General features: G+C 68.7%; 12 protein-coding genes and 1 pseudogene. 6 read left to right on the top strand and 7 right to left on the bottom strand.

All coding sequences use genetic code 11. From position 1 onward, the window contains the following. Positions 1 to 464 precede the first annotated feature (464 nt). Positions 465 to 884: a hypothetical protein gene (locus AB0F91_RS28765; protein WP_360602344.1), complete on the top strand. Its 420-nt coding sequence runs from the start codon at positions 465 to 467 to the stop codon at positions 882 to 884. A gap of 208 nt (positions 885 to 1,092) precedes the next feature. On the opposite strand, the gene AB0F91_RS28760 is transcribed toward AB0F91_RS28765, so the two are convergent. Continuing rightward, a complete protein-coding gene (locus AB0F91_RS28760; protein ID WP_020669570.1) occupies positions 1,093 to 1,296 on the bottom strand; it encodes a cold-shock protein in 204 nt (67 codons plus the stop codon). A 465-nt stretch (positions 1,297 to 1,761) separates the two neighbouring features. Between AB0F91_RS28760 and AB0F91_RS28755 the strand changes: the two genes are divergently transcribed. From AB0F91_RS28755 to AB0F91_RS28745, 3 genes and pseudogenes are all read left to right on the top strand, one after another. After that, a complete protein-coding gene (locus AB0F91_RS28755; RefSeq protein ID WP_360602430.1) occupies positions 1,762 to 2,970 on the top strand; it encodes an Ig-like domain-containing protein in 1,209 nt (402 codons plus the stop codon). A 658-nt stretch (positions 2,971 to 3,628) separates the two neighbouring features. Further along, positions 3,629 to 3,943: a hypothetical protein gene (locus AB0F91_RS28750; RefSeq protein ID WP_360602342.1), complete on the top strand. Its 315-nt coding sequence runs from the start codon at positions 3,629 to 3,631 to the stop codon at positions 3,941 to 3,943. Positions 3,944 to 3,970: 27 nt separating this feature from the next. Then, positions 3,971 to 4,251 (top strand): annotated as a pseudogene (locus AB0F91_RS28745) (sigma factor); the annotation flags it as partial. A 654-nt stretch (positions 4,252 to 4,905) separates the two neighbouring features. Here the strand turns inward: AB0F91_RS28745 and AB0F91_RS28740 are convergent. After that, positions 4,906 to 6,264 carry an MFS transporter gene (locus tag AB0F91_RS28740; protein WP_360602340.1) on the bottom strand — a complete coding sequence of 453 codons (1,359 nt, stop codon included), beginning with the start codon at positions 6,262 to 6,264 and terminating at the stop codon, positions 4,906 to 4,908. Positions 6,265 to 6,466: 202 nt separating this feature from the next. Here AB0F91_RS28740 and AB0F91_RS28735 point away from each other — a divergent pair, with 202 nt between their 5' ends. Beyond that, on the top strand, positions 6,467 to 7,060 hold the full coding sequence (locus AB0F91_RS28735; RefSeq protein ID WP_360602338.1) for a PaaI family thioesterase: 594 nt from the start codon (positions 6,467 to 6,469) through the stop codon (positions 7,058 to 7,060). A gap of 316 nt (positions 7,061 to 7,376) precedes the next feature. After that, positions 7,377 to 7,646, top strand: a complete 270-nt coding sequence (locus tag AB0F91_RS28730) for a hypothetical protein (RefSeq protein ID WP_360602336.1) — start codon at positions 7,377 to 7,379, stop codon at positions 7,644 to 7,646. Between the two features lie 118 nt (positions 7,647 to 7,764). Here AB0F91_RS28730 and AB0F91_RS28725 read toward each other — a convergent pair whose 3' ends face one another. The 5 genes from AB0F91_RS28725 to AB0F91_RS28705 form a co-directional block, all read right to left on the bottom strand. Beyond that, entirely contained in the window at positions 7,765 to 10,077 is a 2,313-nt protein-coding gene (locus AB0F91_RS28725; protein WP_360602428.1) for a tetratricopeptide repeat protein, read from the bottom strand. A gap of 1,305 nt (positions 10,078 to 11,382) precedes the next feature. Next, complete coding sequence (locus AB0F91_RS28720; protein ID WP_360602334.1) at positions 11,383 to 12,351, bottom strand: glutamate ABC transporter substrate-binding protein; 969 nt, start codon at positions 12,349 to 12,351, stop codon at positions 11,383 to 11,385. 88 nt (positions 12,352 to 12,439) lie between these two features. Further along, positions 12,440 to 13,852, bottom strand: coding sequence for a hypothetical protein (locus AB0F91_RS28715; RefSeq protein ID WP_360602332.1), 1,413 nt, complete (start codon positions 13,850 to 13,852; stop codon positions 12,440 to 12,442). A 95-nt stretch (positions 13,853 to 13,947) separates the two neighbouring features. Continuing rightward, positions 13,948 to 14,202 (bottom strand): DUF397 domain-containing protein, encoded by a 255-nt coding sequence (locus tag AB0F91_RS28710; RefSeq protein WP_360602330.1) that lies wholly within the window; start codon positions 14,200 to 14,202, stop codon positions 13,948 to 13,950. Then, positions 14,199 to 15,059 carry a helix-turn-helix transcriptional regulator gene (locus AB0F91_RS28705; RefSeq protein WP_360602328.1) on the bottom strand — a complete coding sequence of 287 codons (861 nt, stop codon included), beginning with the start codon at positions 15,057 to 15,059 and terminating at the stop codon, positions 14,199 to 14,201. Before AB0F91_RS28705 ends, AB0F91_RS28710 begins: the two co-directional genes overlap by 4 nt. Positions 15,060 to 15,123: the final 64 nt, after the last annotated feature.

The raw sequence follows: 15,123 nt of genomic DNA, 5'->3' as shown, positions 1-15,123 counted from the left end.
ACAACTGGCCGCGAGGCTAGCCAGCGCGAAGCGCCACAGGCAGCCCCCCGGAGAGTGAACCTGGGAACACTCTCCGCACAACCCTGCGCAATCGTCGAACACATTCACAAGATCGTGAATGTGAGCCGGAGTGTGGATTTCTCACGGGTTCCACTCGCCCAAGCCCGGAACTCGTGCAACAATCGATGGTGCTGACACACCCCCGGTCAGCGCCTGTGGAGATCCCCTCCGACCCCCGCGTTCCTCCCCCTGGCGCGGGGGTCTCTCCATTTCCGCACTTTTGCGCGCTGACCTCCCGAAACCTGCCTTGCGCAACGCGTGAACGGCACATCCACGGACGGTATTGAACAGCGTTTACCCGCTGGGCTGATCAGGTGATCGAATAGGCTCAATGAGGGACTGACTTGCTTGTGTCGTGTCTCACAGTCGTTTGTTTGCCGAGACCCAACCGTTATCGTGTCCGGGTGCCTCTTCCCTCACTCGGCCGTCTCGGCAGCCGTACGAACCTCAAGGCCGTCTCGTCCGGACGGCACCGCAACGCCGCCAAGCCGGCGGGCGAAGAAGTCGTCGAGGACAAGGAGCTCACCAGCTACCTCGCGGCTCTCGCTCCGGACTCCGATCCCGAAAGCACGGGGACCGGCAAGCGCTTCGGCGAAGCGCAGGTCTACCAGCTGCGCATGAACCTCATCGCGAGCCAGCAGCTCAAGGAGATCGCCAACGAGCGCGACATCTCCCCGCAGGCGCTGGCGATGGAGTGGATCCTGGAACGCCTCTCCTGGGAGGGCCAGGCCGCGTCGGCGCAGGAGCGCCGGCACTCCGACGCCATGACCGACGAGTTCAGCATCCCCCAGGGTTCCTTCGACGAGCCGCTTCTCCCCCGCTGACCGAAGCGCAACAACGCAGACGAGAAAGCCCCCGGCGCACCAGCGCCGGGGGCTTTTCCGTGACCGGAAGTCACACTGCGTCAGCGATACCACGCTGTGTCAACAAAACGGTGTCACACAACGACAATTCGCACTCAAAAAGGAACTCCCGGCGAGTGACTCGCCGGGAGTTCCTTACTCAGGCCTGAGAAAACGCGTTGGGCCTGTCTCAGATCGGGCGGACCTTCTGGGCCTGCGGGCCCTTCTGGCCCTGGCCAACCTCGAACTCCACTCGCTGGTTCTCTTCGAGGGTGCGGAAGCCGCGCCCGTCGATCTCCGAGTAGTGCACGAACACGTCACCCTCACCGCCGTCCTGCGCGATGAAGCCGAAGCCCTTCTCCGCGTTGAACCACTTCACAGTGCCTTGCGCCACCGCTGTACTCCTCGTAACAGATCCGCTTCGAATGCCACCGAAGCGGCACCCCGGCCGTCCCGGGCGGTTCCAACGAGTCGAGCGAAGAGCTGTCGGGCCCCACGGCTCGCGTCAGAAGTTCCGCGAGTGTGAAGCCACGAACACGCAAAACGACGGCCTGCTCAGCAGCCTACCGGGATCTGGCCAAATCTGAAGCCTGTGATCTCGCGGATCGGTTCACAGACTCGCACGTCACCGGAACGTCGTATCGCCGCCTACGCAGCGCTGTCGGGAGTGCCGGTTACGCTGATCGAGCGGGGCCGCGCCGGACATCACCGTGCACTTCCTGGAGTCACCTGGAACCCCTCCGTGAGCATCCCGAAGGTTGATGTGACATTGGTCACAATTCACTCGATCAACGTTCGGGCTGTTCGGGACGTCTGGGTGGTTGGGGTTGTCCAGGGGAGATTGGGGATCGGTGTGACCATCCGACACATCGCTATCGGACTGCAGGCGCGCCGGAGAGCGGGCATCGCGGTTCTGGGGGTCGTCGCCGCGCTCACGCTCGGTGCGTGCAGCAGCGATCCGGCCACTGTGAGCGCCAGCGGCAGCGCGGGCGGGGGCCCGACGAAGGCCGCGCCGGTCGCCAAGCCGGCCAGCATCACGCTCGCACCCGCGGCGAACGCCAAGGACGTGGCGCCGGGTGATCCGGTGAAGGTGACCGTCGCGGACGGCACGCTCGACTCCGTCACGCTCACGAACCCGGACGGCAAGCAGGTGCTGGGCCAGCCGTCCGCCGACAAGAAGAGCTGGAGCACGACCGAGGACCTCGGCTACAGCAAGACGTACACGTGGTCCGGCCAGGCGACCGGCAGCGACGGCAAGCCGGTGCAGATCAGCGGCGCCTTCACAACGGTGAAGCCGCGCCGGCAGATGGCAGGCAGCCTGAACGTCGGCGACGGCCAGACGTACGGCATCGCGATGCCGATCGCCCTGACGTTCCCGAGCGCCGTGAAGGACAAGGCGTCGGTGGAGAAGGCGCTGTCGGTGGAGACCACGCCGAAGACCGAGGGCTCGTGGGCCTGGCTCAACGGCGACACCTCCGTGCACTGGCGGCCGAAGGAGTACTTCGCGCCGGGCACCGAGGTGAAGGTCAACGCCAACATCTACGGCGTTCCCATGGGCAACGGCACGTACGGGCGCCAGGACGTCTCCGCGAGCTTCAAGATCGGGCGCTCGCAGATCGTCAAGGGCAACACCACGCAGCACCGCATGCAGGTCATCCGCGACGGCAAGCAGGTGATGGACTTCCCGGTCAGTTACGGCCTCGACTCCGACCCGGGCCGCGTCACCCACAGCGGCGTGCACGTGGTGATGTCGAAGCACGCGACGTACTCGATGAGCAACCCGCGCTACGGCTACACCGACGTGAACGTCCCGTGGGCCGTCCGCATCTCCAACAACGGCGAGTTCATCCACGGCCTAGCGGGCTCCGTCTGGGCGCAGGGCAAGAAGAACATCTCGCACGGCTGCCTCAACCTGTCCCCGGCGAACGCGAAGATTTACTACGACAGCGTCCTGCCGGGTGACCCGGTCGAGATCACCGGCAGCACCCAGACGCTCACGTCGAAGGACGGCGACTACAGCGACTGGACCTATGACTGGGCTTCGTGGAGCAAGTTGTCCGCGGTGTGAGTTTTCTTTTTGTGTGATGAGCGGCCGGGGGTTGGTGCCTCCGGCCGTTTGTCGTGGGGGTGGTCGGGGGTGTCGGGGCGTGCAAGCGTTTGCGGTCAGGGTGTGGTCTCCGGGCTTTGTGCCCTGGCGTGGGGACGGGGCCTGCGGGCGAGTTCGCGGGCGGTCGGTGTTGGGGCGCTGTCGTTTGCGGTGCTTGCCGGGGCAGGGGTGCCAGTGGCAGGGCGGGTGCCGAGCTTGGCCGCACGTCGATGCCCGGCCGCGGTCAACCACGCGGCCCGGCGCGACAGCAGCGGTCGGCGGGCAGCGCGGCGTCCGACTTGGCCGGGCTTCGGTGAGGGCGCGGTCGACCACGGTGCCCAGCCGGACAGAAGGTCCCCATGGGCAGGGCAGGCGCCCGGCTTGGCCACACATCGATGCCCGGCCGCGGTCAACCACGCGGCCCGGCGCGACAGCAGCGGTCGGCGGGCAGCGCGGCGTCCGACTTGGCCGGGCGTCGGCGAGGGCGCTGGGCGTTTAAGAGGTGGCGGGCCGGGCGCGGACACCGGCGGGGGCGCGGAAAGAACTTGGCGAACTCGAGGCAACCCGGCGCGGCCCCGGCGGCATGACTAGGGCAGAAGAGGCGCCGCCGACCGGGGTGCGGGTGAGCTGAGGAGCTGTTTTGCGTATTCGTTTCGCGTTGACTGTCGGTGCGTTGCTGTTGGCCGGGGGTGCCCGGACGGGTGGGGCGGTGGCGTTCGCGCAGCCGTCGCCGCCGACGGCACAGCCGACCACGCCCGTCCAGGCGCCGCCGACGGCGACGGCGCGGCCGACGTTGCCGACGCAGCGTCCGACCGAGGTGGCGCCTCCGACCGCGGTCCCGACGCGCATGCCCGCGCAGGCTCCGGGCGTGAAGGCGCCGAGCGGCGGGCGCGTGCCCACGGCGATCCCCGTGGGGCCGGCCGGCGACCTGAACCTGCCGGACATCTGGGGCTGATCGCGCAGGTGATCCCGCTCCCGTCCGGTGTCCGGGCCGAACTCGCCGTGGGACGGCGAGTTCGCCCGCTACTTCGACGAGCGCGCGCACAGCCTGCGGGCCACGGCGTACCTGCTGTGCGGCGATTGGCACCGCGCCGAGGACCTCACGCAGGCGGCGCTGCTGAAGCTGTACCTCGCGTGGCCGCGCCTGTCGCGGCACGACAGCCTGGACGCGTACGCGCGCAAGATCGTGCTGCGCACGTTCCTCGCCGAGAACCGCCGCAGCCGCTGGAAGCGGAGCGCCTGACCGACGTTCCGCCCGACGTCCGCGCGGCTGGACTAGTCCAACCGCCGCCGCGAGTGGACCAGTCCAACCGCCGCAGTCGCGCGAGTGGACCAGTCGTGCAGTGCGCTCAGCGCCAACGGGCCTGCCCCGCGGTCCGGTGCGAACGGACCGGTCGAGCCATGATCACCACGCGACTGGACCATTCGAACCACCTCAACGCCGCGCGCCGGACCGATCGCGCCGCGCGGGAGGCTCGGCCCTCTCACTCAGTGAGGCGAGAATCCCCTGTTCAGACCACAGTTACCGCCCCCACGACGAGGGTGGCCGACGTCACCCCGGCGAGGTGGGTTTTCGGCGAAATATCCGGGCGCCTCGTGGCGATGTGTCCTGTGGCGGTCGACGAAGGCCGCCGGGGTCCGTTGCTCAGCCGGTCGAACGAAGAGCGAGCCGGCCCGAGAACTCGAGGAGGAAGCAAAAATGGTGTTCGCCGCACTCATGATCGAAACCGTAGTAGCTGTTGTGGTCGCCGGTGGGCTGGCGACTTGGGCGCGCAAGCGTTTCGCTGCTCCTCGCCCGGTCGAGGTTGCCGAGGTTCGCTGAGCGGAGCAGCCCCCAAGCTGTCCACAGTAGACACAGCAAGACGCAAGAGCGGCCCGTCCCCCGGCACAAGGGGGACGGGCCGCGATGCAAGAAACTCAGCGAGTAGCACCCGCCAGCTTGCCACCCGTGTCCGCAGTGTCGATCTGCTCGATCGGCACCTGCGAAGTCTCCGGGATCTTGAAGATCGGCACCAGCGCGATCACGGCGGCGATCATCAGGTAATACGCCGGCCAGTCGTTGTTGCCCGTGCCCTGGATCAGGGCCGTCACGACGACACCGCACGTACCACCGAACAGCGACGTCGAGACGTTGTAGCCGATCGCGAACGAGCCGTAGCGCACGCGCGTCGGGAACATCGCCGGGAACGTCGAGCCGATCACGGCCAGCATCAGCACCAGCAGGAACGCGACGATGCCGAACCCGACGATCAGCCAGAGGATGCTGCCCGACTGCATCAGCTTGATGCTCGGCCAGCTCAGCACCAAGAACCCGATCGCGGCGGTGATCAGCAATGGTTTTCGCCCGATCCGGTCGGACAAAGCGCCCAGCGGCAGGATGATCGCCGCCTGCACGAGCTCCACGCCGATGATGATCAACGTGGACGTGTTGTCGTTGATCTTCAACGTATCCGTGAAGTACGTCGGCATGGTCGTGAGCAGCATGTAGTCCGCGATGTTCAGCAGCAGCACGATGCCGATCAAGTTCAGGATCATCCGCCAGTTGCGGGTGAAGGTCTCCTTCAGCGGCGCCTTCTTCGGCTTGTTGCCGGAAGCCTCGAGCCGCTTGAACTCCGGCGTGTCCTCGAGCTTCGAGCGCAGGTACAGACCGATGAGGCCCAGCGGCAGCGCGACGAAGAACGGGATCCGCCACCCCCACGCCTCGACCTGGTCGGCCGGCAGGGAAAGCGTGACCGCGAGCACGACCACGTTGCCCAGCACGTAACCGCTCAAAGTCCCCAGTTCCAGGAACGACCCGAAGAAACCACGGCGTTTCGTCGGCGCGTACTCGGCGATGAACGTCGCCGCGCCGCCGTATTCACCGCCAGTGGAGAAGCCCTGGATCAAGCGCAGCAACAAGATCGCGATCGGTGCCGCGATGCCCATGCTGTACGGGCCCGCATACGTGGGCAGCACGCCGACCAGGAAGGTACAGCCCGACATCAGCAGAATGGTGATCGCGAGGACCTTCTGCCGACCCAGCTTGTCGCCCAGCGGGCCGAAAAACGCCCCACCGAACGGCCGCACGATGAACCCGACGGCCACCAGCGCGAGCGACTTCAGCACCGCGTTGCCCTCGCCGGGGAAGAAGACCGTGCCGATGCTCGTGGCAATGGCGCCCGAGGTGAAGACGCCGTAGTCGTACCACTCGGTGGCGTTACCCATCGCCGACGCGAGAACCGCCCGTTTGACGGTTCTCTGGTCCACGTCCGATTTTTTCGCCGTTGCCTCGCTCATCCCCGCGACGACCTCCTCGTACGCGACCCGGTAGATCCGATGCAGCTCATTTCCCGAGTGTTGCCCGGCTGGGATTAATCGGCAGCGTGAGCCGGGAAAGTTCTACCGTACGGAATTTTCCGACTACTGTGCGCTGAGGAAAACGCGCGCCGCAGGTCAGGCCGCGTACCGCGAACGGCTACTGCCGCGTTAACGTCGGCGCATGAGTCGTGTTTCTGGACCGTGGCCGCCGGTGTCCGTGGAGCCACCCGCCGTGCACCCGAAGGCCCCCGCTCCCGGCACCGAGCTCGGCGTGCATTTCGACGAGTGTTTCGGCTGCGGCGACGAGGTGGACGCAGGCCTGCGCCTGCGTTCGGCCGTCGGTGAGGGGCACACGGTGCTCTCGAAGTTCACCGTGACGCCCGCCCACCAGGGCGCGCCCGGCCTCGCGCACGGCGGGCTGCTGGCGTGCGCGTTCGACGAGGCCCTCGGCAGCGCGGTCGGCAACCTGCTGCGGCGCCCGGCCGTGACCGGCAAGCTCGAGACGGACTTCCGCCGGCCCGTGCCCGTCGGCTCGACGCTGCACATCGAGACCCGCCTGGATGGCACGGCGGGGCGGAAGATCTACGTTTCCGCTGATGGGCGCCTCGACGCGCCCGACGGGCCAGTCGCGGTGACGGCGCGCGCCCTGTTCGTGGCGGTCGGGTTCGAGCACTTCACTACGCACGGTGACTCCGCGGCGTTGCAGAAGCTGGCCGACGCGCGGGAGAAGCAGCGGCGCGCGCAGGACGGTCAGGAGTGGGAGATCAATCCCTGACTTCGGGTTTCGCGTGCAGGATTTCGCGGGCCTGCTCCGTGGCGCGGGCGAGGCTCTCGCGGACGAAATCGACAAACCGGGCGTTGTTCTCCAGGCGCGCGACGGCCGGGGCGTCACGTCTGAGGATCGCCCCCCGCCTCGCGGTCTCGGCGAGCTGCGCGCTGGCTTCGCGCTGGTGAGGACGGACTGGTACCAGACGTCGTTGTCGGCGACGTAGCGCTCACGGCGGCGCTCGTCGTGTTCCCTAGTCAACAGGCCCAGGCCGCCGAGAAGTGCGACGGCCTCGGAGACGGTCGACGCTTCGAAGGCCCGCGACGTGAAGGTCGCGGAGCAGACCACGGACCGCGTGCTGCGGATCGAGGCCACGGCGAAGAACCAGGTGCTCGGTGCGTCGGGCTCGATCGAGGTGACTGTGCAGCTGCCCGCCGGCTCCCGCGTCTCCGCTTCGGCCGCGAGCGCCGACTTCCGCGGCGTGGGCCGGTCGGGCGAGGCCACGTTCGAGGGCTCCACGGCGCGATCAAGATCGACGAGGCGGCCGGCCTGCGGCTGTCCACTCAAGCCGGTGACGCCTCCGTCGGCCGGCTGAACGGCCCGGGCTTCGAACCCGACGGAGTACGGGAACAGCAACGCTCGCAGACTGTGAGCAGGGCTCGTGAGCGCGGACGCCGGTCCTCACCGATGTCCGCACTCACCGCGAACGAGTCCTACGTGAACGTCCGCGGCCGGATCGAGTTCGCCCGGTCCACGAGAGCAATCCGGTCCTCCGTGCTCCCCGCCAACCGAGCCAACGTGCGGTAACAACGCTCCAAGCCGAACCGCACGTCCCGCTCCTCCAGCGCGTACCCGAGGACCTTCGAGGTCTCAGCCGGAGAAGGCGCGGACGGGGTGCGAAGCCAGTCGTACGCGGCTTCGAGGACTTCGGCGGACAGGCGGGTTCGGCGTTCGGCGTCGAGGTTGAGGCGTTCGAGGCGCACGGAGGCGTCGAGGAGGTCCTGTTCGGAGATGCGGGACTGCTCCGAGGCGGCGCCGGGCTGGGTTTTGATCTTGATGGCGGCGACCTGGGCGTCGATGTAGTGCGTGGAGGTGGCGGGGACCATTTCCAGCACTTCGACGGCGCCGGCTCGGGCGCCCTGGGCGAGGTAGACGCGGGCGAGGCCGAAGGCGGCACTCACGTAGGTCCGGTCGGTGCGCCAGACGAGCTCGTAGTAGCGCGCGGCGCCGAAGTAGTCGCCGACGCCCTCGGCGCTGACGGCGAGCGCCAGCTTGGGGGCGATTTCGCCGGGGAGGTCGTCGTAGACGGCTTCGAAGGCGACGTGCGCGACGCGCGGGCGGGCGCCGGCGAGCTCGATGAGGCCGCGGTACCAGTCGATGCGCCAGTCGTGCGGAAAACCGTTGCGGATGGCCAGGTACTGGGCCGCCTGCAGCTGGCGCTGGGCTTCCACGAACTCGCCGAGCTCAATGCGTGCGCGGACGATGCGCAGGCGGACCTCGATGGACTCGCGCGGCGCGCCGGCGAGGGCTTCGATGGCTTCGCGCGGGTCGAGGGCGGTGGTGGTCGCGAGGACGCCGGCCGCGGGGTCATCGGTGTCGACCTGCGGGATCGGCAGGCCGGCAACGACCTCGGCGGGCTCGGGCAGCGGCACGCTCGTGCCGGCTTCGGGGACCACGAGGTGCACGCCGAAGGTCCGGCTCTCCGGCCCGAAGACCGTCGACGCGGCGGGCCGCGGTTTGCCCGTGCCGAGCGCCATGATCTCGCGCAGCACGCCCGTGAGCTGGTCGGCCATGTCCTCGGCGGCGAGGAAGCGGCGGTCGGGGTCGACGTGCGTCGCGCGCTTGAGGAAGCGGTAGTACGAACCGAAAAGCGCGAACAGCGGCACGGCGTCGGGGCCGGGCAGCGTCGACTTGAACTTCGTCGTGTAACCCTGGAACTCGAAGCTCAGCACGGCGAGCGTGCGGCCGACGGTGTAGAGGTCGCTCGAGATCGACGCGCCCTGCGTCGCCAGCTCGGGCGCGCTGTAGCCCGTGGTGAAGAACAGCGGGCTCTCGTAGTCATCGAGGCGCCGGACGGCACCCAGGTCGATCAGCTTGAGCTGCTCGTGGGTCTGGATGACGTTGTCGGGCTTGAGGTCGCAGTAGAGCAGGCCCTGGCTGTGGAGGTAGCCGAGGGCGGGGAGGATTTCGAGGCCGTACGCGATCACCTGCCCGATCGGCAACGGCTCGGGCCGCTTGCTCTCCCGGTGGTGCTGCAGGGCGAGCTGCCGCAGCGACTGACCGCCGACGTACTCCATCACGATGTAGCCGACGGACGTGCCGGTCTGCGCGTCCGGGTGCTGCACGAAGTTGTGGATCTTGACGATGTTCGGGTGCTCGACCTCGGCGAGGAACCGCATCTCGTTGGCGGCGGCAGCCATGGCGGTCGCGTCGCCCGTGTCGATCAAGCCTTTGAGGACGACCCAGCGGTCGGAGACGTTGTGGTCCTGCGCGAGGTAGATCCAACCGAGGCCGCCGTACGCGAGGGCGCCGAGGACTTCGTACTGGCCACCGACGAGCTCGTGGGGCTGAAGCTTCGGCAGGAACGAAAACGGCGTGCCGCAGTTGTCGCACTTGCCTTCGGGGGTGCCGGGCTTGCCATCCTTGGCGCGGCCGACTTTCGCGCTGCAGTTGCTGCAGAAGCGCTTTTCCTCGGAGACAACGGGATTCGCGAGCACGGCCGTCGCGGGGTCGCGGTAGGGCACGGGCGGGACGTCGATGAGGCCGGCGCCGAGGCGGCCGCGGCGGGAGCGGCGGCTGGAGGTGCGGGAGCCGGTGCGCCGGGAGGTGCCGGGGAACGAGCCGGTGCCGCTGCCTTGGGAGCCGCCTTCGCTGCGCGTGCCGGTGCCGTGGCCTTCGCTGCTGCTCGCGGCGACGACGCTGTCCGTGCCCGGGTCCGGCAGGGACTCGTGCGGCTGGAGGCGCGGCGACGGCGGCATGATGCTCTGGGTGCCGGGGCTCGGGTTGGCGAGGACGCTGGTGGGCATCGGCGCGGCCGGGTCGACGGGGGCGACCGGTTGCTGCGACTGCGGGAGGATGACCGGAGCCAGATCGCCCGGCGGGCGAGTGGGGTCTTCTGACTTGGCTTCGGGGTTCTCCGCGCGGGCCGGGTCTTGGTGCTGGGCCGGGTCTTGGTGCTGGGCCGGATCTTGGTGCTGGGCCAAATCTTGGTGCTGGGCCGGGTCGGTGTCGGTCGCGTTCGGCTCGGCGACGCGGTTGGCGGAGGGCTGGCGGCCGGTGAAGGTGCGCTGGTCCGGGTCGGTGGCTTCGCTGCTGCGGTTTCCGGAGTCGGAGGTCTGCTGCGCGGAGCTTTCGGGTGCGTGAGTTCCTGGCTGCACTTGCTTCCAAGGGACCGCGGTGGAGTCGGGGGTGCGGCTGGATTGGGCGGAGGCGCCCGGATTTTGCGCGCCGGTCGCGGTTGGCTCAGCTGCGCGGTTGGGCTGAGCGGAAGGGCCCTGGTTCGCGCCGGGGTCGGCCGGGCGACCGGGCTGCGCGGAGGTGGCCGGGTTCGAGCCGGGCTCGGCGACGCGGTTGGGCTGTTCCGGAGCCGGGCGGCCGGGGGCGTACGGGGAGCCGGGGTAGGGCTGGCCCTGGGTGCCGGGGCGGGCGGGATGGCGTTGCCGGCCCGTGGGGGACTGGGGCGGGTAGCCGGGCGTCTGGGGATAGGCGCGGGATTGGGACTGCGGGGACTGCGGGTGAGGCGGGTAGGTCTGGCTTTGTGACGGGGGCTGCTGGCCGTAGGGCGGCGGGGGGTAGCCGGGCTGACCCGGTTGACCTGGACCCGGTTGACCTGAACCTTGCTGGCCGGGAGCGCCCTGCGGCTGACCCGGCAGCTGCTGGCCTGAACCAGGCTGGCCTTGGCCGGGACCACCCTGGGACTGCTGGGCCGGCGCCTGGCCCGGACCACCCTGGGGCGGCTGACCCGGACCACCTTGGTACGGCTGCCCCGGATACTGCTGCTGCACACCTTGCGCGGGGGTCTGCTGGCGGTAGACCGGAGTGTTGATCACGGTCGGCGACTCGGGGTCCGGCCGGGCGGCCGGGTCGAGGCGGCCGGACACCGACGGCTCCGGGGTGTCCCACCGGACCGGCGGCGGCGGAGTCCACGAGGGCGTCTCGGCGCCCGCGTTCTCGTCCGGCGCGGCGTGCCGAGGACGGCGCGGCTCCTCCGACACAACTACCTCCCGAGATCCCCGCGGAACAAGTCCCTTGATGATCCTAGTCGGGCACCACGGCGCGGGGGCCCGGACGCCTCAGGAAGCCGCTGATCAAGCAAGGGCCACTCGATCGGACTACTTGTACTTCGGCTGCGGCGGCGTGGCCGGGCCAAGGCGGGCGCCCACCCATTTCTGGTAGCTGGCGGCCCATGTGCCGTTGGTGCGGGTGGTTTCGAGGACCGAGTTGACGTAGCGGACGAGGTCCGGCTGGTCCTTGGGGATGCCGATGCCGTAGTTCTCCGTGGTCATCGGGGCGCCGGAGACCTTCACGGTCGGGTCTTGGGCGGCCATGCCCGCGAGGATGGTGTCGTCGGTGGAGACGGCGTCGACCTGGTGTTGCTGGAGCATGATGAGGCAGTCGGACCAGTTGTCGACCGAGACGGCCGTGGGGTGGGCCGGGTCGGTGGCGATCTTGGCGAGCGAGGTCGACTGTTTGGTGGCGCAGACGCGTTTGCCCTTGAGGTCGGACAGGGATTCGGCGTTGGAGGCCTTGGGGACCAGGATCTTCTGGCCGGCCACGTAGTACACCGACGAGAAGGCCACGTCCTTCAGGCGCGCGCACGTGATCGAGTAGGTGCGGACGACGATGTCGACCTGGTGGTCCTTCAGCACCTGCTCACGTTGCGACGACGCGATCGCCCGGAATTGCACGTGGCCCGCGGCGGAGCCGAAGATCGCGGCGGCGATCTGGTTGACCATGTCGATGTCGAAGCCCTCGAGGTTGCCCGTCTTGGGATTCCGGAAGCCGAACAGGTACGTGGTCTGGTCGACACCCGCGATGAGTTTGCCGCGGGCCTTGATCTTCGCCACCGAAGGCGAGCCGGCAGAGGCGCCGGCGGGCGAGAGGCTGGCCGTCGGGTCGCAGCTGTTGTCGGTCGAGCCACCGGCGGCGGCGTCGGGGCCGCCGACGTCCGCGGGCATCGGCCAGGCCGCGTCACTCACCGGGGCCGGGTCGATCGGCTGAGGTGCCGAGCCGCACGCGGAGGCCAATACCGCGACCACCGCCAGTGCGGCCGCCCGGAACAGGTGACGCGACCGAATCACCGGTACTCCCTCAATCTCCGCCGTCCGCAGGTCACGGTGCCTGCTGTCGTCGATCTGCGTCTCACGCCGCGGGCGCCGTCAGCCAGGATCACCGGTACTCCCGGAGCCGTTCGCGGACGCCGACGGTGACGCCGCCCGCCGCGAGGACCGCGAGGGCGCCCAAGCCGGGGGCCAACGCCGTCAGGGCGTTGTCGCCGGCTTGGGTGTCGTCCAGGAATTCCTGGCGGCAGACCTCGATGGCGTCCTGGAGGTTCGCATCGAGGCGGGCGAAGGCGGCCGCGGCGCTGCCCTGGCTGACGGAGGTGGCGAAGTCGACGGCCTGCTGGTACTGGCCGGAGTCGTCGAGTTTGCGGACCTCCAGGTGGGCCAGCGACCACTCTCGGGCGGCTTCCTCGGCGGCCTCGATCTTCTGCTGGCCGGGAGTGCCGGCGGCGAGACCGCGGGCCTGGCCGAGCAGGCCGCCTTGGCCGTCGGCGCCGACGAGCTGCTCGGCGAGCTTGATGAACTGCTGCTCGTAGGTGCCGCCATCACCGCGGGCGACCAGGGTCAACGTCTCGTCGGCGCGGGCCTGCAGGGCGGCGATGCGCGCGCGGGCGAGCACGTCGACCTGCGAGCTGCCGTCGGTCTTGCCCGAGCCGACCAGGCTGCCCTGTACGACCAGCGCCACCGCGCCCCACAACATCGACAGGACGATGCACGCCGTCGCCACCAGCAAGCCGATGTTGACCACGCGGTTGGTCTTGCGCGTGAGGTACACCTGCGTGACGACCAGCGCCGCCACCAGCGCGAGCAGCAGCGCGACGGCCGCCCACGGGAAACCGGTGCTGTCGTCCTGCTCGGCGGAAAGCTTGTCGGTGTCCGCGCGGTACAACGCTTCCGCCGCGGGCAAGATCGTCGCCCGCATCAGCTGCGAAGCCTCACGAAGGTACGAAGCACCCGAAGGGAAGCCCTGCCGGTTGTTCGCGCGCGCCGTCTCGACGATCCCGGTGTACACGGGGATCTTCTGGTTCAGGATGTCCACCTGGTGAGCGGCGTCACCCACATCGGCGGTGTCCGACGCGGCCTTCGCCAGCGCCGAGCCGGCCTCCGCGATGTCCTGCTCGTACTTCTTGCGAAGCTCCGGCGGCTCGGCACCCACCGACAGGAACGTGGTCGCCGCCGTCGCGTCCGCGTCGGACAGCGAGCGGAACACCTGCTGCGCCGCCGCCGCGAGCGGTTCGCGGTAGCTGATCAGACCGGAGATGGTGTCGTCTTTGTCCTGCGCCGACAGCGTGGCCACCAGCCCCGCCACCAGCGACAGCAACACCAAGGCCACCGCGATCACCGAAAGCCGGCCCGGCGTCGTCGCCGCCGATCTCACGATCGCGCGCACCGCCTGACCCGGCAGCTCCAACAGGCCGGCGATGCCGCTGCGGCCTTCCGGATCCTCAGGCGGGGGCGCGGAAGCACCCGTACCGCCAGTGCCCGCAGACGTCTCCGGCCGCGTCACCGTGCTGGTCATCCCCGATCCTCCCCGTACGCCACCCGCAGAAGGTAGCCGGTCGCGGAGAGCCGGGCGAACCTCACCCGGAAGGTGTCACCAGCACGTGATCTCGGTCAGCGCCCGGCAGCAGCGGCGGCAGCGGTTAGGAACGCGGTCCAGGCTTCAGCCGAAACGGTGAGGTGACCCGCACCACGGTCCTTCGTGTCGCGCACGCCGATCTCGATCGACGGGGTGGCGGTGACCTCAACACAGTTACCCTGGTCGGGGCTGAAGGAGCTCTTGTTCCACGCACCGACCTCGACACAGTTCGCCTGGTCGGTGCTGAAGGAACTCTTGCGCCAGACGGGCTGGAACTCCGGGATCATCATGGTTCTTGCTCCTCTTGTGTCGGCACGCCGATCGTATCGGCAATCAGCCGCAGGGAGGCCTCAGGCGACATGGCGATGGCGAGGAGCTCGCGCCAGGCAAGCCGGACGCTGCCGACGAGGTCTGGCTCTTCGAGGAAGCTGCTGGTGCCTCGGCTCTCCACATAAGCAAGTGCAGGTTCGTCGATGAACTCGAGCACCACGAATGGTCCAGTCAAGCCAGGATGCGGGGTTGCGGCGAACGGCACCACCTGAATGGTGACGTTGGATCTGCGAGCCAATCTCAGCAGATGTTCCAGCTGTGCAGTCATGATCTCGCGCCCGCCGATCGATCGCCGCAGCACCATCTCATCGAGCAACAGGTGCACCGCAGGGCCTTCTCGCCGAGTCACGATCATCTGCCGAGTCGTTCGAGCGGTCAGCAGCCGTTCGACCTCGCGCTCGGTTAGCTGCGAATTGACTCCGTGGATAAGCGCTCGCGAGTACTCAGGGATCTGCGCGAGCCCCGGAACCACCATTGTCTCGAAGTTCGAGATGGCGGCGGCGGTCTCCTCGAAGCGAATCAAGTCCTTCCAATTGGGCGGGAGTGGCCCGTTCGTCTCGTGCCAGTTGCGTTGCTCGCCTTCGCGGAGAAGCTGCAGCAGCTCCTGGCGTTTCTCAGTTGGCGCGTGCAAGAAGCCGAGGATGGCGGAGACGTCGTCGGCATACAGGCCGCGATCGCCCGTCTCCATGCGGCTGATCTTGCTCTCCGAGAAGCCGAGGCCGTCGGAAACCTCTTTGCACGTCATGCCCGCCGCCATGCGCAGCGTCCGCAGCTCAGCGGAGACCCGGCGCTGGCGCACCGATGTTCGCTTGGTCATGGTGCACACCATCGCCGCTTGCCACGCGGGCAAGAAAGATCACTCACACCAATGGTGGTTGCGC

Source organism: Amycolatopsis sp. NPDC023774 (assembly GCF_040639695.1).
In the GTDB taxonomy this organism is placed as follows: Bacteria; Actinomycetota; Actinomycetes; order Mycobacteriales; family Pseudonocardiaceae; genus Amycolatopsis.
The sequence above is the reverse complement of the archived record's forward strand: the minus strand, read 5'-3'. Positions and strand labels throughout refer to the sequence as shown.

What these genes read in the sequence shown, in the direction of transcription:
- AB0F91_RS28705 (WP_360602328.1), bottom strand. Translation starts at nt 15,059, where the DNA reads ATGACCAAGCGAACATCGGTGCGCCAGCGCCGGGTCTCCGCTGAGCTG.
- AB0F91_RS28715 (WP_360602332.1), bottom strand. Translation starts at nt 13,852, where the DNA reads ATGACCAGCACGGTGACGCGGCCGGAGACGTCTGCGGGCACTGGCGGT.
- AB0F91_RS28710 (WP_360602330.1), bottom strand. Translation starts at nt 14,202, where the DNA reads ATGATGATCCCGGAGTTCCAGCCCGTCTGGCGCAAGAGTTCCTTCAGC.
- AB0F91_RS28725 (WP_360602428.1), bottom strand. Translation starts at nt 10,077, where the DNA reads ATGCCCACCAGCGTCCTCGCCAACCCGAGCCCCGGCACCCAGAGCATC.
- AB0F91_RS28740 (WP_360602340.1), bottom strand. Translation starts at nt 6,264, where the DNA reads ATGAGCGAGGCAACGGCGAAAAAATCGGACGTGGACCAGAGAACCGTC.
- AB0F91_RS28735 (WP_360602338.1), top strand. Translation starts at nt 6,467, where the DNA reads ATGAGTCGTGTTTCTGGACCGTGGCCGCCGGTGTCCGTGGAGCCACCC.